The organism is Mycobacterium arosiense ATCC BAA-1401 = DSM 45069, assembly GCF_002086125.1.
Taxonomy (GTDB): domain Bacteria; phylum Actinomycetota; class Actinomycetes; order Mycobacteriales; family Mycobacteriaceae; genus Mycobacterium; species Mycobacterium arosiense.
Map to the genome: position 1 here is coordinate 20812 of NZ_MVHG01000023.1, position 21488 is coordinate 42299.

Genomic DNA, 21488 nt, shown 5'->3' on the forward strand with positions numbered 1-21488 from the left:
AATGTCCAAGAAAGCGTTCCCCATCAACCGGGTCAAGATCGAGCCGCCGAAACCGGTTCGGGTAGCGCCCAGCGCGCCGATCGCGCTGCCGGAGCGCGAGCCGCGCAACATCTGGGTGATGATCGGCGTCCCGGCGCTGATCGTGGCGCTCATCGGCACCATCGTCATGCTCTACGTCTCCGGCGTGCGCAGCCTGACCACCGGCTTCTTCCCGCTGATGGGCATCGGCGCGTTCAGCATGCTCGCGTTCTCCGGTCGCTTCGGCCGCGCCCGCAAAATCACCTGGGGCGAAATGGAAAAGGGCCGTCGCCGCTATCTCCGCGACCTCGACGGCAACCGCGACGAGATCCAGAACGCGGTGTGCGCGCAGCGCGAATGGCAGAACTCCGTGCACTCCGACCCTCGTGGGTTGGGCGCCATCATCGGCGGCCCGCGGATGTGGGAACGCGGCCGCGGCGACACGGACTTCCTCGAGGTGCGGCTCGGCACCGGCGTGCAGCACGCACCGGACTCGGTGCTCTCGGTGACGTGGCCCGACATCGCCTCCGATGAGGAGCTCGAACCCGTGACGGGCCAGGCGTTGCGCGATTTCATCTTGGAGCAGCGCAAGATTCGCGACATCGCCAAGGTGGTCAACCTGCGATCGGCACCCGGCTTCAGCTTCGTCGGCGACGACCTGGACCGGTTGCGCTCGCTGATGCGGTCGGTGCTGTGCTCGCTGGCGGTGTTCCACAACCCGCGCGACGTTAAGTTGTTGGTGGTGACCCGTAATCCCGAAGCGTGGTCATGGATCGTGTGGCTGCCGCACAACCTGCACGACGAACTGTTCGATGCGTGCGGTTTCCGGCGCCTGGTCTTCGCCACGCCCGAGGAGCTCGAGGAGACCCTGGCCGCCGAACTGCACATGAAGGGCAAGCGCGGTGCGTGGACGCCGCTGGCCGCGGCCAGCCCCACCGCGATGGGCTCGACGCTGGAAACCGGCGCCGACACGGTGGACCTCGGGCCGCACCTGGTGATCGTCGACGACAACACCGGCAGCCCCGACGCGTGGGAGAGCGTGGTCGGACAGGTCGGCAAGGCGGGAATCACGTTGCTGCGTATCGCCTCCCGGGTCGGGACCGGCGTGGGCTTCGGCGACGACCAGGTGTTCGACCTCAGCGAACGCCACAGCTCGCCCAGCGGCTCGCTGAACGGCAAAGTGGCGTTGCACCGCAACGGCTCTGACGCCGACGGCGAAGACGACCGCCCGGCCCCGCTGCTCCGGGTGCGTAACAAGTTCTTCGCCCACGCCGACCAGCTTTCGGTGCACCGCGCCTATCGGTACGCGCGGGCGATGGCCCGGTGGTCGCCGACCAGCCGCAGCGAGATCGCCGACTCAGTCAGCGGCGCAACGGAATTGCTGCGCGCCCTGGGAATCAGCGACCCTCGAGAGTTGGACGTCGACCGGTTGTGGGCCGAGCGGCGAGGCCGCGGCGACGAGCGTTGGTGCGAGGTCCCGGTGGGCGCCAAACCCAACGGCGAGCTACAGAACATCATCATCCGCGCCAAGGACTTCGGCGGTTTCGGCTTTCACTCCGTGGTGATCGGGACCAGTGGCTCGGGTAAGTCGGAGTTCTTCCTGTCGTTGGTGTACGGCATCGCGCTGACCCACTCCCCGGAAACGTTCAACGTCATCTTCGTCGACATGAAGTTCGAGTCGGCGGCCCAGGACATCCTGGGTATCCCGCATGTGGTGGCCGCTCTGTCGAACCTGGGCAAGGACGAACGGCACCTGGCCGAGCGCATGCGCAGGGTGATCGATGGTGAGATCAAGCAGCGCTATGAGCTGTTCACCTCGGTGGGCGCGCGTGACGCCAACGACTACGAAGAGATCCGACTCGCCGGTCGCGACCTGCCGCCCGTCCCGGTGCTGCTGGTCATCGTCGACGAATACCTGGAACTGTTCGCCAACCATGAGAAGTGGATCAACCTCATCATCCACATCGGTCAGGAGGGCCGCGGCGCCAACGTCTTCTTCATGCTGGGTGGGCAGCGCCTGGACCTGTCCTCGCTGCAAAAGGTGAAGTCCAACATCGCATTCCGCATCGCGCTGCGCGCCGAGTCCGGCGACGACAGTCGCGAGGTGATCGGCAGCGACGCCGCCTACCACCTGCCGTCGAAGGAAAACGGCTTCGGTCTGCTGAAGGTGGGGCCGCGCGACCTCGAACCGTTCCGCTGTTTCTACCTCTCCGCGCCGTTCGTGGTGCCCAAGGCCAAGGAAGTCGCCAAAACCGTCGACATGACGCTGACCAAGCCGCGGTTGTACAACTGGCAATACCAGCCGCTGGACGCCTCGGACGCCACCGCCTTGAAGGCGGCCGCCGCCGTCGACGCCGAGCCCGACGAATTCCTCTACTACGACGACGGTTTCAAGCGCAAGAAGATCGTCGACGTGCTGCGCGAGTCGCTGCACGAGGTCCCGCACCGCTCGCCGCGCCGGCCCTGGCTGGAGCCGCTGGAGGAGCCCGAGTCGATCGACGCCCTGGTGGCCGGATACCGGGGCAGACCGTGGCACGTCGACTACGGGCGTAACGCGGGCCTGATGTTCCCGGTGGGCGTCATGGACATCCCCGAGGAATCCAAGCAGATCGTGCATGCGGTGGATGCGTTGCGCAGCAACGTGATCGTGGTCGGGGCCAAGCAGCGCGGCAAGACCACCACCTTGATGACGTTGATGTGCTCGGCCGCGACGATGTACACCCCGGCGCGCGTGACGTTCTTCTGCATCGGTGGGGCGACGCTCGCCCAGGCCGCCTCGCTGCCCCACGTCACCGACATCGTGTCGCCGAAGGACGCCGAGGGCATCGAGCGGATCTTGAGCAGCATGGACGCCTTGATCGATGCCCGCGAGGATTCGTTCCGGCGGCTCAAGATCGACCTCGACGGTTTCCGCGAACGCCGGTTCGCGCCGGGCAGCGACGGCCTGGGTGGCACCGACGCCAACGACCCGTTCGGCGATGTCTTCGTGGTGGTTGACGACTACGACGACCTGTACTCGAAAGACACGGTGCTCGGTGATCGCATCATCTCGCTGAGCAGCCGCGGCCCCGAATACGGCGTGCACGTGATGTGCAGCGCCGGCGGCTGGATCCATGGGCAGCGGCAGAGCCTGCTGCAAAACGCCACGGCGCGAATCCAATTGCGGCTCGCCGACCCCAGCGAGAGCCAGATGGGACACTCGTCGCTCGAATCGCGGGACGCGGCCCGACGCACGCTGAACCGGCCCGGCTTCGGCCTCACCGACAGCTTGCACGAACTGCGGGTCGGCGTGCCGGCGCTGACCGATCCGGCCACCGGCGCGATCGTGAGCATCGTCGACGTCGGGGCCCGCATCGCGGAGGTCGCCGGGGTCACCAAGCATGCCACCCTGCAGCGACTCCCGCAGCGGGTGGCGCTGCAGGCGATCCTGGACTACGAGGCGGCGCAACCCAGCGGCGACGACCTTTCGATCGCGTTCGCCATCGGCGAGCGTCACGAACTGGGGCCGGTGCCGATCAAGTTGCGCGAAAGCCCCGGCCTGATGATCCTGGGACGGCAAGGGTGCGGAAAGACGTTGTCGCTGGTCGCCATTGGCGAGGCGATCATGAGCCGCTTCACCCCCGACGAAGCGCAGCTCACGCTGATCGACCCGAAGACCGCGCCGCACGGCCTGCGCGATCTGCATGGCCCGGGGTACGTGCGCGCGTACGCCTATGACCAGGACGAGATCGACGAGGTGATCACCGCCTTGGCGCAGCAGGTCCTGCTGCCCCGGCTGCCACCGAAAGGCCTCAGCCAGGAGGAGCTGCGTGAACTCAAGCCGTGGGAAGGGCCGCGGCACTTCGTGCTCATCGACGACATCCAGGACCTGCGCCCGGATCAGAGCTACCCGCCCAAACCGCCGGTGGGAGCCGCGCTGTGGAAGCTGATGGAACGCGCCCGGCAGATCGGCCTGCACGTCTTCACCACCCGCAACAGCGCGAACTGGGCGACACTGCAAATGGATCCGTGGATGCGATTCCAGAACTCGGCGAAAGTGGCTCAGCTGTACATGGACAACGACCCGCAGAACCGGATCAACCGAAACGTGCGCGCCCAGACCCTGCCCCCGGGGCGCGGGCTGCTGGTGAGCGTCGACGGCGACGTCGAAGGCGTGCTCGTCGGTCTTCCGTCCTCGGTCATACCGCCGCAGCAGTAACCAGGTGCGGCTCTGGCGCTTTTACGCTCGGCGCGACGACGCGGCGGGGGAGCGGGCTCGGCCACCAGAACCACCGCCCCAACAGCGCCACGATGGACGGCACGATGAACGCCCGCACCACCAAAGTGTCCAGCAACAGCCCGACCGCGACGGTGGTGCCGATCTGGGCGACGCTGAGCACGCTGCTCGTCAACAGAGCGAGCATGGTCAAACCGAAGATGATGCCGGCTACGGTGACCACCCCGCCGGTGCCGCCGAACGCCCGGATGATCCCGGTCTTGAGGCCCGCCGCCGCCTCCTGTTTAATCCGCAGCGCGAGCAACAGGTTGTAATCCGCGCCGACGGCGATCAGCGCGATGAACGCGAAAGGCGCTACGGCCCAGTGCAAGTCCTGACGCAGCAGGTGCTGCCAGATCAGCACGCTGGCGCCCACGGCCGAGGCGTAGGAAGTGACTACGGTCCCGACGACGATCAGCCCCGCCACCGGGCTGCGCAGCATCGCCGTGACGATCAAGAAGATGAGAACCAGCGCGGCGCCCGCCAGCAGGGTGGCGTCGCTGGCGACGAAGCGCTGCAGATCGGCGGTTACCGGGCCCACGCCGGCCAGGTCGACCTCGGTTGGGGCCAGCGTCCCCTCCTTGGTGGCCTCCGCGATGGCGGTGCGCACCTGGGCGGCCCGCTTGGCGCCGTCGGCCCCCCACTCCGAACCGTCGCCATAGACCAAAAAGTATGCGGCGCGGCCGTTTTCGGAGATGAGGTGGCGCAGGGCGGTGGTGTACCGGGGGTCGGTCAACGCGCGCTGCGGCAGGTAAAAGTCCCCCGCGGCGCTGCCCTGAAATTGCGTGGCGATCTCGTTTAGGTAGTCGGTCAGCTGATGCAGCTGAGGTCCGAGCGTGTCCGACAGAGTCAGCAGGTCATGCGTGGCCGAACGGGCCTGTCCCAAAGCGCCTTTCATCGACGTCATGCTCTGGGGCAGGGTGGCCATCGCGGTGGCGGCGGTTTTCGATCCGCTGGTGAGCTTTGCGGCACCGGAGCCCAGCCGCGTGGACGTCTGCACCAGGCTGTCGACGGGCTGTAGCACCCGGTCCACCGTCGAGCAGATCGGGTTGGCCGCGCAGTCGGGGGTCCGCCCGACGAAGTCCCGCAACGGGTCGAGGTAGCCCGACACCGTCGTGACGTTGCGTTGCAGGCCGTCCATGCCGGCACGCATGTCTTCGGCGGCGCCGGACATGTCCGCCAATCCGGCACTGCCGCCGCGCAGGCCGTTGCCCAACCCGTCGACGGCACGCTGGGTCTGCGCCAGCGCACTGTCCAGTTCGGAAACACGTCTGAGGCCCTGAGTCAGCGAATCCACCGTGTCCCCGAACTGGCGGCCGAGCACACCGGCCTGATAGCTCAGCGTCGCCTGTTCGGGAACCTTGCCGTCGGGGCGGCTGGCGGACTGCACCGCGCGCACCCCCGGCACGGCCATGATGTGACGCGTGATTCGCTCGATGGCGATCAGGCCGGCGGGGTTGCGCAGGTCGTGATCGGCCTGGATCGCGACAACGTCGGGCAACAGCGAATTGGCCGCGAAATGCCCGTTCGCGCTGGCATAGCCGTGATTGGAGTCGGTGGACGACGGCGTGGCGGCCGGTTCGTCGAAGCCGACCCGCATCCCGGCCAACGGCAGCGCGACCAGCAGGCACAGGCCCAGCGCGGTGACCAGGATGGGCCCGGGCCAGCGCGCCACGGACGTCCCGACCCGGCGCCACCGCCGCGCGGTGGTGGACGGCCGCGGTTCGAGATACCCACGGCGTATCGCCAGGCTCATCAGCGCGGGCGTCACGGTCAGCGCTGCGACCATGGTCGCCAGAATGCCGATGGAGCAGGGTAACCCGGCGCTGCGGAACGAACCGACCTTGGCGAACACCAGGCATGCCAGTGCCACCGACACCGTCAATGCCGATCCGATCACCACTGGCGCGATGGAACGGTAGGCCTGCGTCAAGGCCTGGCCTGGGGCCATACCGTGGCGGCGGCCTTCGTGATAGCGGCCGACCAAGAAGATCGCGTAGTCGGTGCCTGCACCAAGGGTCATGGCCGCCATCAATGCCACCGAAAACAGCGACACCTCAACGACATTGGACTGGCCGAGGGCGGCGACGACGGCGCGCGCCAAAGCCAGGGCGAGCCCTACCGAGATCAATGGGATCGCCGCCGCGACCGATGATCGATACACCACGAGCAGTAACAGCAGGATGAGCCCTATGGTGGCCGCGGTGATGCCGAGCATCTGCCGATCAATCGCGGAGAATTCGTCGACGATCGTGGCCCCGGGACCGGTGACATGGACTTCCAGGCCCGGCGGCGGCGCGAGTTTGTGGATGGTGCCGCGCACGGCGTCCACCGAATCGCGCGCCTGCGCGGTGCCCAGCATTCCGGCGAGCCGCACCATCACGCTGACCGCCTTGCCGTCCGAACTCTGTGCGCCGGCGGCCGTGGCGGGCTGCGACCACAGGTCGGTCACCGCATACACGTGGCGTCGATCCGAACCCAGCGATGTCGTCAACGCGTCGTAGAAGTGCCGATCCTGCGGCGTCAGCCGCCGATCACGTTCCAGCACAACGTAAACGAAGTTGTTGCTGGGCGTCTGGTTGAACAACTGGGCGACCCGGGCGGCCGCCGCGGCGCTCGGCGCGCCGGGCGGCATGAAGGACCGGGCATGGGTGTCGACGACGCGCTCCAGTTGCGGGACAGCGAGATTGGCCGCCGCGGCCGCCAGGACCCAGAGCCCGACGATCACGACCGCGTACCGCGACGTCAGGCGCGCAAGGCTGCCCATTCGGTCATGCAACGGTCTGCCGATCGCTGGTGGGCCCGCCGAACAGACCCACGGCCACATGCTCACCGCGAGTAAGGGACCGCACCCGCAGCGACCGGCGGGTGCCGATCTCGACCAGCGCGTGCAATCCGGGCTCGGCGGCTTTGAGATCGGCACGCACCTGCTCGGCCGACGCACCCTCGTGGGCGGCCTGATCCAGCTTGGCAACCAGCATGGTGATCCATCGCTGGCCGAGCGACAGCATCAAGCCCTCCTCGTCGCCGAAGAGTTCGGACACCTTGGATGATTCGTCCATCAACGCAAGTGCCGCCTCGGGGTCCGTCTCGGCGGCTTTGATTACCTGGGCCATGAAGGCCATGCGGTCGTGCAGCAGTGTCCATGTCATGACTCGACGCTAGGAAAGCGACCGGATGTCGCGCGTCGTGCCGAAGTGCAGTCTTTGCCTCCTACCGCGGGCGGAGACGGGTGCCGCCCGCAGGAGGATGTGGCGAAGCGGTGAGCTCTTTTAGGATTGGACGATGTTGCGCGCCGCAGCTTATCACCTGCGGGAACTGCTTCGCCGACGAAGCGAGCTGATTCCCGTCGGTATCACCTGGGCGTCACTGATCTCTGTCGATGTCGCCCTGGTGCTCGGCGGCGTGATCGGCACGCTGCAACGGCCCGTCTCCGACCTGCCCGTGGCGCTGACGGCGTTCGCCATAGCGTTGTCGCCCTCGTTGGCGTTCTTGGCTTTCAACATGAAGATGACGCCGGGGCCGTTGTGGGCCACCTGGTCGGCGTCCACCGCGTTGATGCTGTTTGGTACGTCGACGCCCATTCACGCCGATTTCGGCCCGGCGTTGTTAATCCTGATGGTCTTGGTCGTCGCGACCTTGGCGTCGGTTGGGGCCGGACTTCTGGCGGCCGGCTCGGCGGGGGCACTATTGGTCACCGCGGCCGCGCTGCACCGCCTCGACACGGTGGGGCTGTACCTCGGTTTCATCGCGGTGGGCTGGCTGCTCGGCTACCTGATGCGCACCCAGCGGTTGTTGTTGGCCGAGCAGATCGAGGCGCAGGACATGCTGGCCGAGCACGCCGCCGCGGACGAGCGGCGGCGCATCGCACGAGAAGTGCACGATGTCATCGCCCATTCGCTCAGCATCACCTTGTTGCATGTCACCGGGGCGCGGCGGGCGCTGCAGCAGGACCGCGACGTCGACGACGCCGTCGGCGCGCTGGAACAGGCCGAGCGTCTCGGCCGCCAAGCAATGGCCGACATCCGTCGCACCGTCGGGTTACTCGACAACTGGCCGACCAAGGCCGCGCAAACCGCGCCCGAACCCGGTATCGACGACGTCGCGGTCCTCGTCGAAAGCTTCCAACGGGCCGGTCTGGCCGTCGCGCTGTGTATTGAAGGACCCACCGATCACGTCTCGGCCGCGGTGGGCCACGCGCTGTATCGCATCACCCAGGAATCTCTGGCCAACATCGCCAAGCATGCACCCGAGTCGAAAGCCGGTGTGGTGCTCGATATTTCGCCGGTATCGGCGAGGCTCACCGTCACCAACCTGTTGCCCGTGGCGGTGGCGGCCGCCCACTCCGCCGAGGGGCGCGGGGTGCGCGGCATGCGCCAGCGTGTCGAGCTGCTCGGCGGGGCCATCGATGTCGGGCCGACCCGGGACGGCTGGTCGGTGTGCGCCGAAATCCCGCTGCAGGAAGGCGATACCGCCTGGAGGCCCTGGTGGTGCAAGGCGTGATCGACGCGGCACCCGAGATCGCGGTGCTGCTCGTCGACGATCAGGACCTGGTGCGATCGGGCCTGCGCCGGATCCTGCGCCGCAAGGACGGTTTCGTCATCGTCGCCGAATGCGCCGACGGAGACGAGGTGCCCGCCGCGGTGGCCGAGCACTGGCCCGACGTCGTCGTGATGGACCTGCGGATGCGCCGCATCGACGGCATCGAGGCGACGCGCAGGCTGGGTGGCAGGCCGCCGGTGCTGGCGCTGACCACCTTCAACGAGGACGAGCTGCTATCAGGGGCGCTGCGTGCCGGTGCGGCCGGCTTTGTGCTCAAGGACTCGTCTGCCGAGGAGTTGATCCGCGCGGTGCGGGCCGTCGCCCGGGGCGACAGCTATCTGGACCCCGCGGTGACCTCGCGCGTCCTGACCACGTACCGGAAGGCCGCTCCGGGACCGCGTGGCACGGCGATCGCCGAGCTGACCACCCGCGAGCTCGACGTGCTGACATTGATCGGACAGGGCCTGTCCAACGCGGAGATCGCCGATCAACTGTGCATTTCGGGCGTCACGGTCAAGAGCCACATCGGGCGGATATTCGGAAAGCTCGATCTGCGCGACCGTGCCGCCGCGATCGTCTACGCCTACGACAACGGCATCGTCGCCCCGCGCTGAAGACCTACAAGGGCGCCGATTGCTCGGCCAGGTTCAGTAGCACGTAGGCCATGCACACGAGGAAGTTGATCACCACCATGACCAGGCCCGCGAACATCAGCGACCGGGCACCGCGTTGCTTGAGCCGCTTGTAGCGCGCCGCCCGCAGTTCGCGGTCGAGCCGGATCGCGATCAACGCGAAGTTCACGTTCACCAGTTCGTGGGCGGCCAGCGGCGCGCCCTCCAGCATTTGGCGCAACCGTTCGGGTGCCGTTCGAACACCTACCCGCTCGAAACTGTGACACAGACGTAGCGCCTGCCGTCGGCGGAGCGTTTCATATGGCAGCCGAAGCCGCCGCGCAAGTTGCCCTCGTTCGTCCCCCCAGGGGTAAGACGGGGTCATCACAAGCGGGATTCTAAATCGCCCGGCGCCACTTTCGCGCTTTGAACACGGATCGTGTTGCGAGAGATCACTTGGCCGTACCGACGATCATTTGCTGGGACGCCGGGAGCTCGAGATAGCGCTCCAGGTTGCGATGCATGTTGATCACGCGGCGTTCCTCGCTGGACAGCACCAAGTGAGTGAAGCCGGGTTGGTGCATGCCGCGCTGCAAGCCGGGCAGCACCGCGATGTCTTGCGTGAGCACCACCCCGGGCTCGGCCGACTCGGCGGCCATGCGGACATCCGTCGGCCTGGTGCGCGGCGCGCCCGGCGGCATTCGCGTCATCAAGAACATGACCAACTCACCCTTGTCGGGGGACGGCTCGGCGGCGGGCCGCGAGCACATCACGGTCAGGTGGTCGGCGTTGGCCAGAAGCGTCATGTTGGGAAACACGTTGTATTGGTGCAATCGGGTCAATCGGTCGGTGTCAGCCCAGTTGAGATCCACGCCGCGGGTTGCGGCGAATGCCCGGGTTCGGTCGGCGATCAGGTCGGCGACCGTCTGGCCGGGCCGGCGTTCGGCGGTGGGGAAGGGGGTGTTTTCGGCCGCACCCATCAGCGCCCCCTGCGTATAGACGTAGGCGTTCCACACCTCTTCGTCGCTCAGCGTGCCGTCAAAGCGTGGGCTCTGCACACCGTAGGGCTGATCCGATTTTCCGGTGTGACCCCAAATCCGTTGTGGCGCATGAATATCATCGACGCAGCGCAGGAGTTCGGGATGCAGGGCCTGGATGTGGTAGGTCTCGCTGTATCCGTCGGCGATCGTCTTCCAGTTGGCGTCGACCTCGACGGTGAGGGTGGCGTAGCAGTGGAAATCTTCCAGGTGGCACCAAGCGATGTCGTCGGGCACCGCCTCCAGGTACTCGGTGAGCGACACGGCGCCCGGGTCGAGGTTGACGAACACGAGCCCCGCCCAGGTGTCGACCCGCGCCGGTAGCAGCGGAAAGTCGGACATGCGCAGCGCGCCGAAGCCCTTGCGGTTGGGCACCCGTTTGAGCGCGCCGGCCAGGTCCCACGTCCAGCCGTGATAGCCGCATTTGAGTTCGTGCAGGCCCGACCCTGTTCCCGTGCACAGCGAGTTGCCGCGGTGCCGGCAGACGTTCTGGAACGCCCGGAGCACCCCGTCGTCGTCGCGGACGATCAGCACCCCATAGGGGCCGCAGCGGTATTCGAAATAGTCGCCCGCCTCGGCGACATGGTCGACCATGCAGGCGAGCTGCCATACCCTCGGCCACATCCGCTGCGCCTCGAGCGCGGCGAAGGCGGGGGAGTAGTAGCGCTCGGCGGGCACCAGCGTCGGGCGATCCGGCGGGGTGCCAATGGCATCCTCGTCCCGGGTGCGGGCCGGATTGCCGGCGGGCGCGTTCACGCGTGGAGCCTTAACGCGCTCCGCGCACCAGGCGGCCGGGGCGCGCCCCGGTATCGACGTCGTTGCGCCGGGTCATCGTCCCGCTGACGATGGTCGCGGCATAACCGCTGGCCCCCTGCAGGATTCGGCTGCCGCCGGCGGGCAGGTCGAACGCCATCGCCGCCGGATGCAGCGTCAGCGCGTCCATGTCGATGACGTTGATGTCGGCCTTCTTGCCCGGTTCGATCGTGCCGCGGTCGGTGAGGCCGAACAGGTGCGCGGTGTCGCGCGATTGCTTGCGGATGACGTATTCCAGCGACAGCTTCTCGCCGCGGTGCCGGTCCCGTGCCCAGTGCGTGAGCAGGAACGTGGGATAGGAAGCGTCACAGATCATCCCGCAGTGGGCGCCGCCGTCGGAGAGTCCAAGCACCCCGGCCGGGTGCAGCATCATCTCGCGGATCGCGTCGTGATTGCCGTCGGCGTAGTTGAACAGCGGCAGCATCAGCATGTTGGTCGCGTTCGACTCCAGCATCAGGTCGTACAGGGTGGACAACGGGTCCTCGCCGCGGGCCTCGGCGATGGCCGCGACGGTGCGGTCCGGGGTGGGCTCGTAGTCCGGCGGATCGCCGAGCGCGTACAGCCGCCCCAGCGAGTGCTGCACCAAAGCGAACATCCCGTCGAACAACAGGGTGGGGTCGGGGGGCAGGTCGTCCTCGGACAGGATCGCCGCCTTCAGGGCGGGGTCGGCCAGCCGCCGCGCGAGCTCGTCGCGGCCGCATTCGGCCTTCAGCCGGCGATAGGTGGGTCGGTGACTGAACCCGTGATGGCCTTGGAAACCGATCATCATGCCGAAGGGACGCGCCGCGATCTGCGGGTAGAGGCGGGCGCCCGCGGCGTGCGCGTCCGCGGACAGGTCCAGCATCTCCCGCCACAGCTTCGGATCGGCGTCCACCTGGATCAGCGCGAAGGAGACCGGCCGGTCAATCTCGCTGCTCAGCCGCCGCATCCAATCCAATTCCTTTTTTGGGCCGATGATGTCCTCGCCCGCAGCGCCCTGCGGGGCCAACTCGAACACCGCCTGGCCGCCGGCCGCCATCGCGCGGCCGAGGCCGAACAGCTCTTCCTCGGCGGCGAACGTGCCGGGCACCGGCTCACCGTCCATGGCGCGGTGGCCCATCGTGCGCGACGTGGAAAAGCCGAGTGCCCCAGCCTCGATCGCCTCGCGAACCAGCCGGCTCATCGCCTCGATGTCCTCGGGGGTGGCCGGTTCGTTGCGGGCGCCCCGCTCGCCCATCGCGTAGGCGCGGACGGCGCCGTGTGCGACCTGGCTGCCGACGTCGACGGCGAACTTCTGCTTGCCGACCGCGTCGAGGTACTCCGGGTAGGTCTCCCAGCCCCAGGTGATGCCCTCGGTCAGCGCGGTGCCAGGGATGTCCTCGACGCCCTCCATCAGCTCGATCAGCCACTGCTCGGTGCCGGGCCGCACGGGCGCGAAGCCGACACCGCAGTTTCCGGTCACGATCGTGGTCACGCCGTGGCCGCTGGACGGCTCCAGCAGGCTGTCCCAGCTGACCTGGCCGTCGTAATGGGTGTGGATGTCCACGAAGCCCGGTGCCACCACATGCCCTGTCGCGTCGATGGTTTCGGCCGCCTCACCGGCCAGCGCGGGGCCGTCGGCGGAGCGGCGGACGACGTCGACGATCTTGCCGTCCTTGATGCCGATGTCGGCGGGATAGCGTTGTGCGCCCGTGCCGTCGACGACCGTGCCACCGATGATCTTCAGGTCGAACATGAGACTCCCCTTCGCCGCGTCGCGGGCTGTCCCTGGCAGGCTGAGCGCGAGGCGCACAGGATTTCGCTACGGTAGGTAGCGTAACCCTTGGCGCGACGAAGGCAATAGCCCTGGCCGAATTGGCCCGGCGTTATAGGACGCCCGTCCGGACGGCCAAAAGATGGCGGTCATCTGCCTCATCGGCGCGATGCTCGTAAAGGACGGCCACAGTGACGAGCGCGGGTGGGCTGATCAAGCGTCGCAGGCGGGGTTGGTGACGTCGTTCCACGTCAGCGTGACGCGAGTGCCCTGCGGCGTCCGGTCGATGACCACGTCGTCGGCGAGCACCTCCATCAGCGGGATGCCACGGCCGCGCATCTGCTGCTGGCGCTGCACCGCCACTTTCCGTCGCCAACGGCCGCGATCGTCGACGGTCACCGCGAGGATGTCTGCATTCGCGTCGTAGGCTGCCCGCACGTCGACCGTGCCGCGCTCGACGGCGTCGACGTAGGCGAATTCCGCGGCGTTGGCGATCGCCTCGTTCACCGCCAGCAGCAGATCGCTGAACCGGTCGTCGTCAAGGGAAAAATGCCGTTCGAGCCACACCGCGAATTCGGCGCGGGTCCGGGCGGCGCTGCGCGCGTCGGCGGCGACACGCGTCCGTACAATATCGGCCATCGATGCTCGACGCGTTCTGCGGCTGGTCAGCGCGTCTCATCGTCCCCAATTGCGGTTTCACCCTGCCGGCGCTCACTCACTCGCGAGGCCGCTCAGCGCTCCGTCCAAGCTGCTGTAGAGCGAGAGCACGCTGTCGATACCCATGAGTTTGATCGGCCTGCTGGTGGCCGAGCCGTCGGCGACCACCGCGAATTGCGTCGGCGGCTCGAGCTCGGCCTGCGCGGTCACCAGGACGGTCATCCCGGCCGACGCCAGGAATCCGACTTTGGACAGGTCGACAATCAGTGCCGCGGGCTTGGTCGCCAGGGCGGTCTGAATGGCATCGGCCAGCAGCGGCGAGCTGAGCATGTCGACTTCGCCGGAGACGGTGAGCACGACCGCCTGATCTACCTGGTGTTTGCCCACTTCAAAAGCGGTTGGATCGACTAAACCGCCGGATTGTTCGCCCATGGTCTACCACTCACATTCGGTCCCTTGCGGGACGCCGCTAGCTTTCAAACAGCCACTGCCGCACCGGGGGCTGTTTGCTCAACCCCGCGGAACACGCTCGCCTACGGAGGAGACGCACTCCATCGATCTGCGCTGGTAAGGCAGATTCAGCTACAAGTGTTTAGTCAATGGTAGGCCACGCAGCGTAGCACGCTCAAAACGCTGAACGCTTTCGGGCGCCGCGCCGTAGTCCGGATGTGCGTGACGGCCAGCCTCGAAGTTGCACGGCGCACCGGCCCGTGCGTGAATTGCTCCCACCTGCTTCGTTCTCAGCCCGTGCGGCGTGGCCTGCACAAATGGGAAGGACGGTCGGCCGTGGAGCCCGGTGATGGCGGCGACGAGAAACACAAGGGCGAGCAGCCCGGCGAAGACCCGCCGACGGCGCCGCATTCCCATCCGCTGAACCGGCGGCGCGCGCTGCTCGGCCTGGGCGCGGTGGCCTGCGCCGCCGCGGTCGACGTGGGCGCCTTCGCCTATGCCGGTGCCTGGCTCCGGCCCGGAGCGCTGACTCCGCCCCGGTTCACCGATCGCTTCGAGCGCGTCTACGGCCGTCACGACGGGTTCCGGCGAAATCACGCCAAAGGGCTGAGCGCTACCGGAACATTTGTCAGCACCGGGGCGGCCGCGGCGATCTGTCGGGCCGCGGTGTTCGGACGCGGAAGCGTTCCCCTGATCGGCCGGTTCTCGCTGTCCGGGGGGCTGCCCGCCCAGCCCGACAAACCCGACACCGTCCGCGGTCTGGGGCTGCTGTTCGACGGGCCCGCAGGACAGCAGTGGCGCACCGCCATGATCAACCTCCCGGTCTTTCCGGACAGCACCCCGCAGGGCTTTTACGATCGCTTGCTGGCGTCCAAGCCGCTTCCCGGCACGGGCAAGCCCGACCCGCAGCAGGTGGCCGCGTTCCTGCAACGGCATCCCGAGACCGCCGCGGCCATGCGGATCATCAAGCAGGCGCCGCCGAGCGCGGGATTCGCCGACAGCGCCTTCCATGCGCTGAACGCCTTCCGGCTTACCAACGGTGCCGGCACGACGGTGCCGGTGCGCTGGTCCGCGATCCCCCAGCAGGGCGCCGACCTGGCGGCCTCACCCGCCGGGCCGCCGGCCAAGGACTACCTGTTCGACGCCCTCATCCGCGCGTTGGCGCGCACCCCGCTCACCTGGCGGCTGGTGCTCACCGTCGGCGAGCCGGGGGATCCGACCAACGACGCCACCAAACCGTGGCCGCCGGGACGGCGCACCATCGACGCCGGCACCATCACCATCTCCGCGGTCCAGACCGAGGACGCCGGCAACGCGCGCGACATCAACTTCGACCCACTGGTGCTGCCCGACGGCATCACCGCCTCCGACGATCCGCTGCTCGCGGCCCGATCGGCGGTGTACGCCCAATCATTCCGTCGCCGCGCCGAGGAGCCCAAAACCCCCAGCGCGGTCGGCGTCGAAGCGGTCCTCCCATGACCGGGGCGACCGTCGCGCCGCGGTTCACCCTGCCGTCGCGCGTCCTGCACTGGCTGATGGCCCCGATGGTCATCGCGCAATTGCTCGTCGGGGTGACCATGGTCGCCGCCCTGAGCGTGTATCCGCTACTACTGGCCATCCATCGGCCGCTGGGCCTGTTGATCCTGGCCTTCGCCCTGGTCCGGCTGGTGAACCGGCTCAGGCACCGGCCGCCGCCGTTCCTGGCCACCATGAGCAAAACCGAACGCCGCATCGCGACGTGGTCGGAGTACCTGCTCTACGCCCTGCTGCTCGTGCAGCCCCTGACCGGGTGGGCCATGCTGTCGGCGGCGCGCTTCCCAATCACCCTGCTCGGGCCGCTTGCGCTGCCCGGCATCGCACCGCACAACGTCGACGTCTTCGCGGTACTCCGGGAGTGCCACAACGCTGTCGCGCTGCTGCTCTTCCTCGCGTTTACCGCCCACATGACGGCGGTACTCTTCCACACGCTCGTCATGCGCGATCGGCTCCTCGACCGCATGGCGCTGTGGCGCACCAAGCCGCCGCCCTGCAGCCAGACAGAGGTCGAGACCAACATCGCAGTCTGACGACCTGCCTACTCGGGCCAAAAGTGGCCGAATATGATCGGCTCGATTCGGACTTGAGCGCGCGCGACCACCGGCCGCGGGCGCTGTGCCCATGAAGGCCACGAGGAACTGGGAGAGTTCAATGTCGAACCAACAGCAAGCGGACCGGATGACGTCGGGCAAGGGATTCATCGCGGCACTGGACCAGAGCGGCGGTTCGACGCCCAAAGCGCTGCGCCTCTATGGCATCCAGGACGACGCGTACTCCTCCGACACGGAGATGTTCGACCTCATTCACCAGATGCGCTCGCGGATCATCACGTCCCCGGCGTTCACCGGTGACCGTGTGCTGGCCGCGATCCTGTTCGAGCAGACCATGGACCGCGAAATCGCCGGCAAGCCGTCGACCACCTACCTGTGGGAGACCAAGGGCGTGGTGCCGATCCTCAAGATCGACAAGGGCCTGGCGGACGCGTCCGACGACGTTCAGCTGATGAAGCCGATCCCGGGCCTCGACGAACTGCTGGACCGGGCCGCCGGCCTAGGTGTCTTCGGGACCAAGGAGCGGTCGGTGATCGGCGGCGCCAACGCCGAGGGCATCGCCGCCGTGGTCGCCCAGCAGTTCGAGCTGGCCCACCAGGTGCTCTCGCACGGCCTGGTGCCCATCATCGAACCCGAAGTCACCATCTCGATCTCGGACAAGGCCGCGGCCGAAACCATCTTGCGCGACGAGATCACCAAACAACTCGAGAACGTGCCCGAGGGTCAGCGCGTGATGCTCAAGCTGAGCCTGCCCACCGAGGTCAACTTCTACCGCCCCCTGATCGAGCACCCGAAGGTGATGCGGGTGGTCGCCCTGTCCGGTGGCTACTCCCGCGAGGAAGCCAACGACCTGCTGGCCAAGAACACCGGCCTGATCGCCAGCTTCAGCCGAGCGCTCACCGAGGGGTTGACCGTCGACCAGTCCGACGAGCAGTTCAACGCCACCCTGGACAAGGCGATCCAGTCCATCTACGACGCTTCGGTGGCCGGCTGAACTAGTAGCGGTGCCGGCCCATGCGCGTGGGCCCGGAGTCGCCGTCGTCAGAGACCAACGCGGGCACCATCTCGCTGGTCACCAAACCCTCGTCTCGGGTCACTTCGTCGACGATGGCGAAGGCTTCGGCGATGTTGGCCGGGGTATCGATCACGACGGTGACGACGGGCACCCGCCGGGTCAGCGAGAACAGTCCGTCGCCGTGGGGCGGGTGGTCGCCATGAAAGCCCCAAACGCCGCGCAGCACGGTCGCACCGTCAACGGTCCTGGCTCGGCGCAGCCGCTGGACGATCGCACGGTGTATCGGCACGCCCTCGTGGTGCGCCGACTCCGAGGTATAGATCGTCAGCTGCTGAAACAGCGGCAGGCCGCGCTCGTCGACGCCGGGCAGGGCGTGCGGTCGCTCCAGAGCGTGGCCGTCGCGCTTGCACACCTGGACCCGTTCGATAGTGAACAGCGGCCTGCGCAGTAGTTCGCCGAGTTCCGGTAGCACCCGACCGATGCGCTCGCCGGACCCGACGACCACGATCATCATCGGCACGTCGGCGTTGCGGCCAAAGAAGTTCGCGCGCTGGCGCTTTCCGTGTGCGACCCCGTCCACCCCGAGCAAGACCGTGGCGCCGGCCAGGCCGCGCCGGTGCATCAAATCGCACAGGGCGATGTAGGCGGGCGAGCCGTTGACGCGCTGCTTTCGGCCGACGTAGATCGTCAACTTGACGGCGTCGTGCAGGTCTTCTTCGGGCAGTCGCGGCGACCCGATGCCATCGTGCAGCAGCCGAGCACGCTCCAGGGTGACCAGGCCTCGCTGCTTGACGCTCAGCACCGGGTCGAGCAAGGTCTCGATCTTCGCCCGTGTGTCGACCGCGATGATCGCCACGGGCGGGTCCTCGGACAACGTCAGGGACTGGTCGGTACGCAAGTAGTGGCCGGTGCCGAACCCCCCGATGCCGCGCAGCAGGACGCCGCAAGCGATCCGGTGCCGCGCATACAAGCCGAGCAACACATCGGAGACGAAGCTGTCCCCGGTGCGCCTCCGCTCGGCCAGATAGGTGGTGAGCTTCAGGCAATCGTCGTCCATCGCCGCTCCCGTCGCCCTGGCGCCGAGCCTACCGGTTGCAGACGTCAAGCGCCGCAGCGGTGTTCGGTGCGGCGTACCTCAGCGCAGCTGTTCGGTCGGGACGCTGTAGCGGTCCTGGTAAGCGCCCACTCGTTCACGCACCTCGGCGGCGTGCAGCCTCTCACAGTTGTGGTTGCGAATTGGCCACGCCGACAGGGCCATCCGACGCCCCTGCACGCGACGGTCAGCCCGCGGTGAGCGCTGCCACGATGAGCCGGGTGGTGCGCTCGGCTCGCCGGCGCGAGTAGGGCTGGGCGCCGGACAGGATCGGATACACCACCCCGCCGACGATTGCGTCCGCGGCCGACTCGGCGATGGTCTCGTTGATGCCGTCGGCCATGAGCCGGGTCCGCACGCTGTCGTGAAGGGGCGCGCTGAATCCGGCGTGCAGCTTGACGGCGGTGTCCTCGTGCTCCATGCAGGCTACGGTCAGCGTGCGCAGCATGGCCGAACCGCGCGGCGTCGTCAGGCTGGCGAACAACTTGCCAACCCAGCCCACCAGGTCGGCGGCCAGGTTGCCGCTGTGGTTCACCGACGCGAGCAGCTTGTCGGCGTCTTCGAGCATGACGTCGGCGACGAGCGCGGGGCGAGTGGGCCACCATCGGTAGATGGTCTGCTTGCCCACGCCGGCGCGCGCGGCGACCGCCTCGATGGTAAGCCCGTCGAAGCCGCGCTCGAGCAGCAGTTCCCGCGTGGCCGTGACGATCGCCGTGCGAGACTTCTCGCTGCGTCTCCGAGGCGAGCCCGCCGGTGCGTTCGCCGCGCCGAGATCGGTTGGCATCTGGTGGTCCTCGCTTCTGCGAACTCCGATCGAAAGCCCTTCGCCGGGGATCGGGCGCGCTTTACATATCCCGATTCGCCCCGGTAGGCTGCCACAAGACGAGACGGTCCGTCTTGTAGCGAAAGGATAGCAGTCGGTGCGGCCAACGCCAGTTATCTCTCGGCCGTCCTCGTGAGTCTGGGACTGAGTCCGGAGCAGCAGGAGCTCAGCGACGCCGTCGGACAATTCGCCGCCCGGCATGCGCCGATCGCCGCCACGCGCGGCAGCTTCGACGACCTCGCGGCGGGCAGCGTGCCCGGATGGTGGGATGCTCTGGTCGCCAACGGGTTCCACGCCGTGCATCTGCCCGAAGCCCTCGGCGGCCAAGGTGGAGAACTGATCGACGCCGCATGCGTTCTGGAATCGGCGGGCATCGCGCTGCTCCCCGGTCCGCTGCTGCCGACCGTCTGCGCCGGAGCCGCGGCACTGCTCGCCGATCCGACGCCGGGCGCGCAATCATTCCTCCGGGAGCTGGCGACGGGCGCCACCGCGACGATCGTGCTGCCCGAAGACGGCTTTTCGGCGCGACGCGACGGCGGCGACTGGCGGATCAGCGGCGCGTCAAACATCACCCTGGGGGTGTGCGCGGCGCGTACGATCCTGCTCGGTGCCCCTACCGATGACGGCGACGTCGTCTGGGCGCTGGTGGACACCGAAACCCCCACGGCCACGGTCGAACCCGTATCCGGCACCGACCTCGTCGCCGACGCCGGCATCCTCCGGCTCGACGACCACCGCGTCACCGATACCGAGGCGCTCACCGGCCTCGACCCCGAGCGCGCCCGCTGTGTGGTGGTGGGTCTCGTCGCCAGCATGACCGCCGGCATCGTTGCGTGGTGCCTGCAGGCCGTCACCGCGCACCTACGCGTCCGCGAGCAGTTCGGCAAGGTGATCGGCACCTTCCAGGCCCTGCAGCACAACGCGGCAATGCTGTTGGTCAGCAGCGAATTGGCCACCGCGGCTGCGTGGGACGCGGTCCGCGCTGTCGACGAATCACTCGATCAGCACCGGATCGCCGCGGCCGGGGCGGCCGTGATTGCGATCTCGCCCACCCCGGACCTGGTGCTCGACGCGCTGACGATGCTCGGCGCCATCGGTTTCACCTGGGAACACGACGTGCACCTGTACTGGCGGCGGGCCATCAGTCTGGCGGGATCGATAGGCCCGGCTAACCGCTGGGCGCGACGGCTGGGGGAGCTCACGTGCACCCAGACGCGCGACATGTCGGTGAATCTCGGCGACGCGGAGGCCGAATTCCGTTCCTGGGTGGCCGAAACACTGGATGCGGCCCTGCAATTGAGCAACGACAAACCCGCACCGCACGGCGACTACGCGGACCAGGCATCGGGTCCGCAGCGCACGTTGATCGCCGAGGCCGGTCTGATCGCGCCGCACTGGCCGGCGCCGTGGGGCGTGGATGCGGGCCCGTTGAAGCAGCTCATCATCGACGAGGAGTTCGCCAAGCGACCCGGGCTGGTTCGGCCGTCGCTGAACATCGCCGAGTGGATTCTGCCCTCCGTGCTGGCCGCCGCGCCAAAAGAGCTGCAGGAGAAGCTGATTCCACCGACCCAACGCGGCGACATTCATTGGTGCCAGCTGTTCAGCGAGCCGGGAGCCGGTTCCGACCTCGCGTCGCTGGCCACCCGGGCCACCAAGGTCGACGGCGGCTGGCGGATCAACGGCCACAAGATTTGGACGTCGCTGGCCCAATACGCCGACCTGGGCGCGCTACTCGCACGCACCGACCCCGAAGCCGGCAAGCACCGCGGCATCGGTTATTTCATCCTCGATATGCGTTCCCCCGGGGTCGAGATCCAGCCGATCAAGACGGCCACCGGGCAGGCACACTTCAACGAGGTGTTCCTCAACGACGTCTTTGTCCCCGACGAGATGCTGCTGGGTGGTCCGACCGACGGTTGGAGCCTCGCGATCGCCACGATGGCCGAAGAGCGCACGGCGATCGGCGGATACGTCAAATTCGACCGGGCCGTCGCGCTGCGCCGGCTCGCCGCGAAACCCGGCCCCGATCGTGACGACGTGTTGCGCGAACTCGGCGAGTTGGACGCCTACACCAACGCGATCAGGGCGCTCGGGGTGCGCGAAACCATTCGGCTACTCGACGGCCAGGCGTCCGGCCCGGCGTCCAGCATCGCCAAGGTTGCGATGAATGTGCTGCTGCGACGCACCTTCCAGGCCACGCTGCAGCTCACCGGGCAGGTCGCAATGGTCGACGACCCCGGCGCTGCGGTGGTGGAACCCTACTTGCACCTGCCCGCCGAGCTGATCGGCGGTGGCACGAGGGAGATCCAGCTGAACATCATCGCGCAGATGATCCTCGGACTGCCCCGAAAGTAG

General features: G+C 67.8%; 17 protein-coding genes. 7 read left to right on the plus strand and 10 right to left on the minus strand.

The annotated features are described in order from the left end of the window. Position 1 precedes the first annotated feature (1 nt). Positions 2–4216 (plus strand): type VII secretion protein EccCa, encoded by a 4215-nt coding sequence (gene eccCa, locus BST14_RS11975; protein ID WP_083064692.1) that lies wholly within the window; start codon positions 2–4, stop codon positions 4214–4216. On the opposite strand, the gene BST14_RS11980 is transcribed toward eccCa, so the two are convergent. Further along, entirely contained in the window at positions 4197–7052 is a 2856-nt protein-coding gene (locus BST14_RS11980; protein WP_083064693.1) for an MMPL/RND family transporter, read from the minus strand. The two genes, eccCa and BST14_RS11980, sit on opposite strands and share 20 nt — an antisense overlap. Continuing rightward, positions 7045–7425 carry a hypothetical protein gene (locus BST14_RS11985; protein ID WP_083064694.1) on the minus strand — a complete coding sequence of 127 codons (381 nt, stop codon included), beginning with the start codon at positions 7423–7425 and terminating at the stop codon, positions 7045–7047. Before BST14_RS11985 ends, BST14_RS11980 begins: the two co-directional genes overlap by 8 nt. 133 nt (positions 7426–7558) lie before the next feature. Here BST14_RS11985 and BST14_RS11990 point away from each other — a divergent pair, with 133 nt between their 5' ends. Further along, positions 7559–8776: a sensor histidine kinase gene (locus BST14_RS11990; protein WP_083064695.1), complete on the plus strand. Its 1218-nt coding sequence runs from the start codon at positions 7559–7561 to the stop codon at positions 8774–8776. Continuing rightward, positions 8773–9429 (plus strand): response regulator transcription factor, encoded by a 657-nt coding sequence (locus BST14_RS11995; protein WP_083064721.1) that lies wholly within the window; start codon positions 8773–8775, stop codon positions 9427–9429. Before BST14_RS11990 ends, BST14_RS11995 begins: the two co-directional genes overlap by 4 nt. A 4-nt stretch (positions 9430–9433) precedes the next feature. Here BST14_RS11995 and BST14_RS12000 read toward each other — a convergent pair whose 3' ends face one another. The 5 genes from BST14_RS12000 to BST14_RS12020 all read right to left on the minus strand — a co-directional run bounded on the left by BST14_RS12000 (position 9434) and on the right by BST14_RS12020 (position 14097). Then, entirely contained in the window at positions 9434–9658 is a 225-nt protein-coding gene (locus BST14_RS12000; RefSeq protein WP_083064696.1) for a hypothetical protein, read from the minus strand. 220 nt (positions 9659–9878) lie between these two features. Continuing rightward, entirely contained in the window at positions 9879–11219 is a 1341-nt protein-coding gene (locus BST14_RS12005; protein WP_083064697.1) for an aromatic ring-hydroxylating oxygenase subunit alpha, read from the minus strand. Between the two features lie 10 nt (positions 11220–11229). After that, a complete protein-coding gene (locus BST14_RS12010; RefSeq protein ID WP_083064698.1) occupies positions 11230–12990 on the minus strand; it encodes an N-acyl-D-amino-acid deacylase family protein in 1761 nt (586 codons plus the stop codon). A gap of 231 nt (positions 12991–13221) precedes the next feature. After that, entirely contained in the window at positions 13222–13647 is a 426-nt protein-coding gene (locus tag BST14_RS12015) for an ATP-binding protein (RefSeq protein ID WP_083064699.1), read from the minus strand. A gap of 72 nt (positions 13648–13719) precedes the next feature. After that, the gene (locus BST14_RS12020) at positions 13720–14097 is read right to left on the minus strand and encodes an STAS domain-containing protein (RefSeq protein ID WP_083064700.1); all 378 of its coding nucleotides are present in this window, start codon (positions 14095–14097) and stop codon (positions 13720–13722) included. A gap of 354 nt (positions 14098–14451) precedes the next feature. Between BST14_RS12020 and BST14_RS12025 the strand changes: the two genes are divergently transcribed. The 3 genes from BST14_RS12025 to BST14_RS12035 all read left to right on the plus strand — a co-directional run bounded on the left by BST14_RS12025 (position 14452) and on the right by BST14_RS12035 (position 17196). Then, the gene (locus tag BST14_RS12025) at positions 14452–15594 is read left to right on the plus strand and encodes a catalase family peroxidase (RefSeq protein ID WP_438502151.1); all 1143 of its coding nucleotides are present in this window, start codon (positions 14452–14454) and stop codon (positions 15592–15594) included. After that, positions 15591–16181, plus strand: a complete 591-nt coding sequence (locus BST14_RS12030; protein ID WP_083064701.1) for a cytochrome b — start codon at positions 15591–15593, stop codon at positions 16179–16181. The genes BST14_RS12025 and BST14_RS12030 overlap by 4 nt, the downstream gene beginning before the upstream one ends. A gap of 121 nt (positions 16182–16302) precedes the next feature. Beyond that, on the plus strand, positions 16303–17196 hold the full coding sequence (locus BST14_RS12035; protein ID WP_083064702.1) for a fructose bisphosphate aldolase: 894 nt from the start codon (positions 16303–16305) through the stop codon (positions 17194–17196). A gap of 1 nt (position 17197) precedes the next feature. On the opposite strand, the gene BST14_RS12040 is transcribed toward BST14_RS12035, so the two are convergent. The 3 genes from BST14_RS12040 to BST14_RS12045 all read right to left on the minus strand — a co-directional run bounded on the left by BST14_RS12040 (position 17198) and on the right by BST14_RS12045 (position 19094). Beyond that, positions 17198–18274: a DUF190 domain-containing protein gene (locus BST14_RS12040; protein WP_083064703.1), complete on the minus strand. Its 1077-nt coding sequence runs from the start codon at positions 18272–18274 to the stop codon at positions 17198–17200. A 78-nt stretch (positions 18275–18352) separates the two neighbouring features. Further along, positions 18353–18475: a hypothetical protein gene (locus BST14_RS31415; protein ID WP_281252803.1), complete on the minus strand. Its 123-nt coding sequence runs from the start codon at positions 18473–18475 to the stop codon at positions 18353–18355. A gap of 22 nt (positions 18476–18497) precedes the next feature. Then, positions 18498–19094 (minus strand): TetR/AcrR family transcriptional regulator, encoded by a 597-nt coding sequence (locus tag BST14_RS12045; protein WP_083064704.1) that lies wholly within the window; start codon positions 19092–19094, stop codon positions 18498–18500. A gap of 171 nt (positions 19095–19265) precedes the next feature. On the opposite strand from BST14_RS12045, the gene BST14_RS12050 reads away from it, so the two are divergent. Further along, positions 19266–21488, plus strand: coding sequence for an acyl-CoA dehydrogenase family protein (locus BST14_RS12050; protein ID WP_083064705.1), 2223 nt, complete (start codon positions 19266–19268; stop codon positions 21486–21488).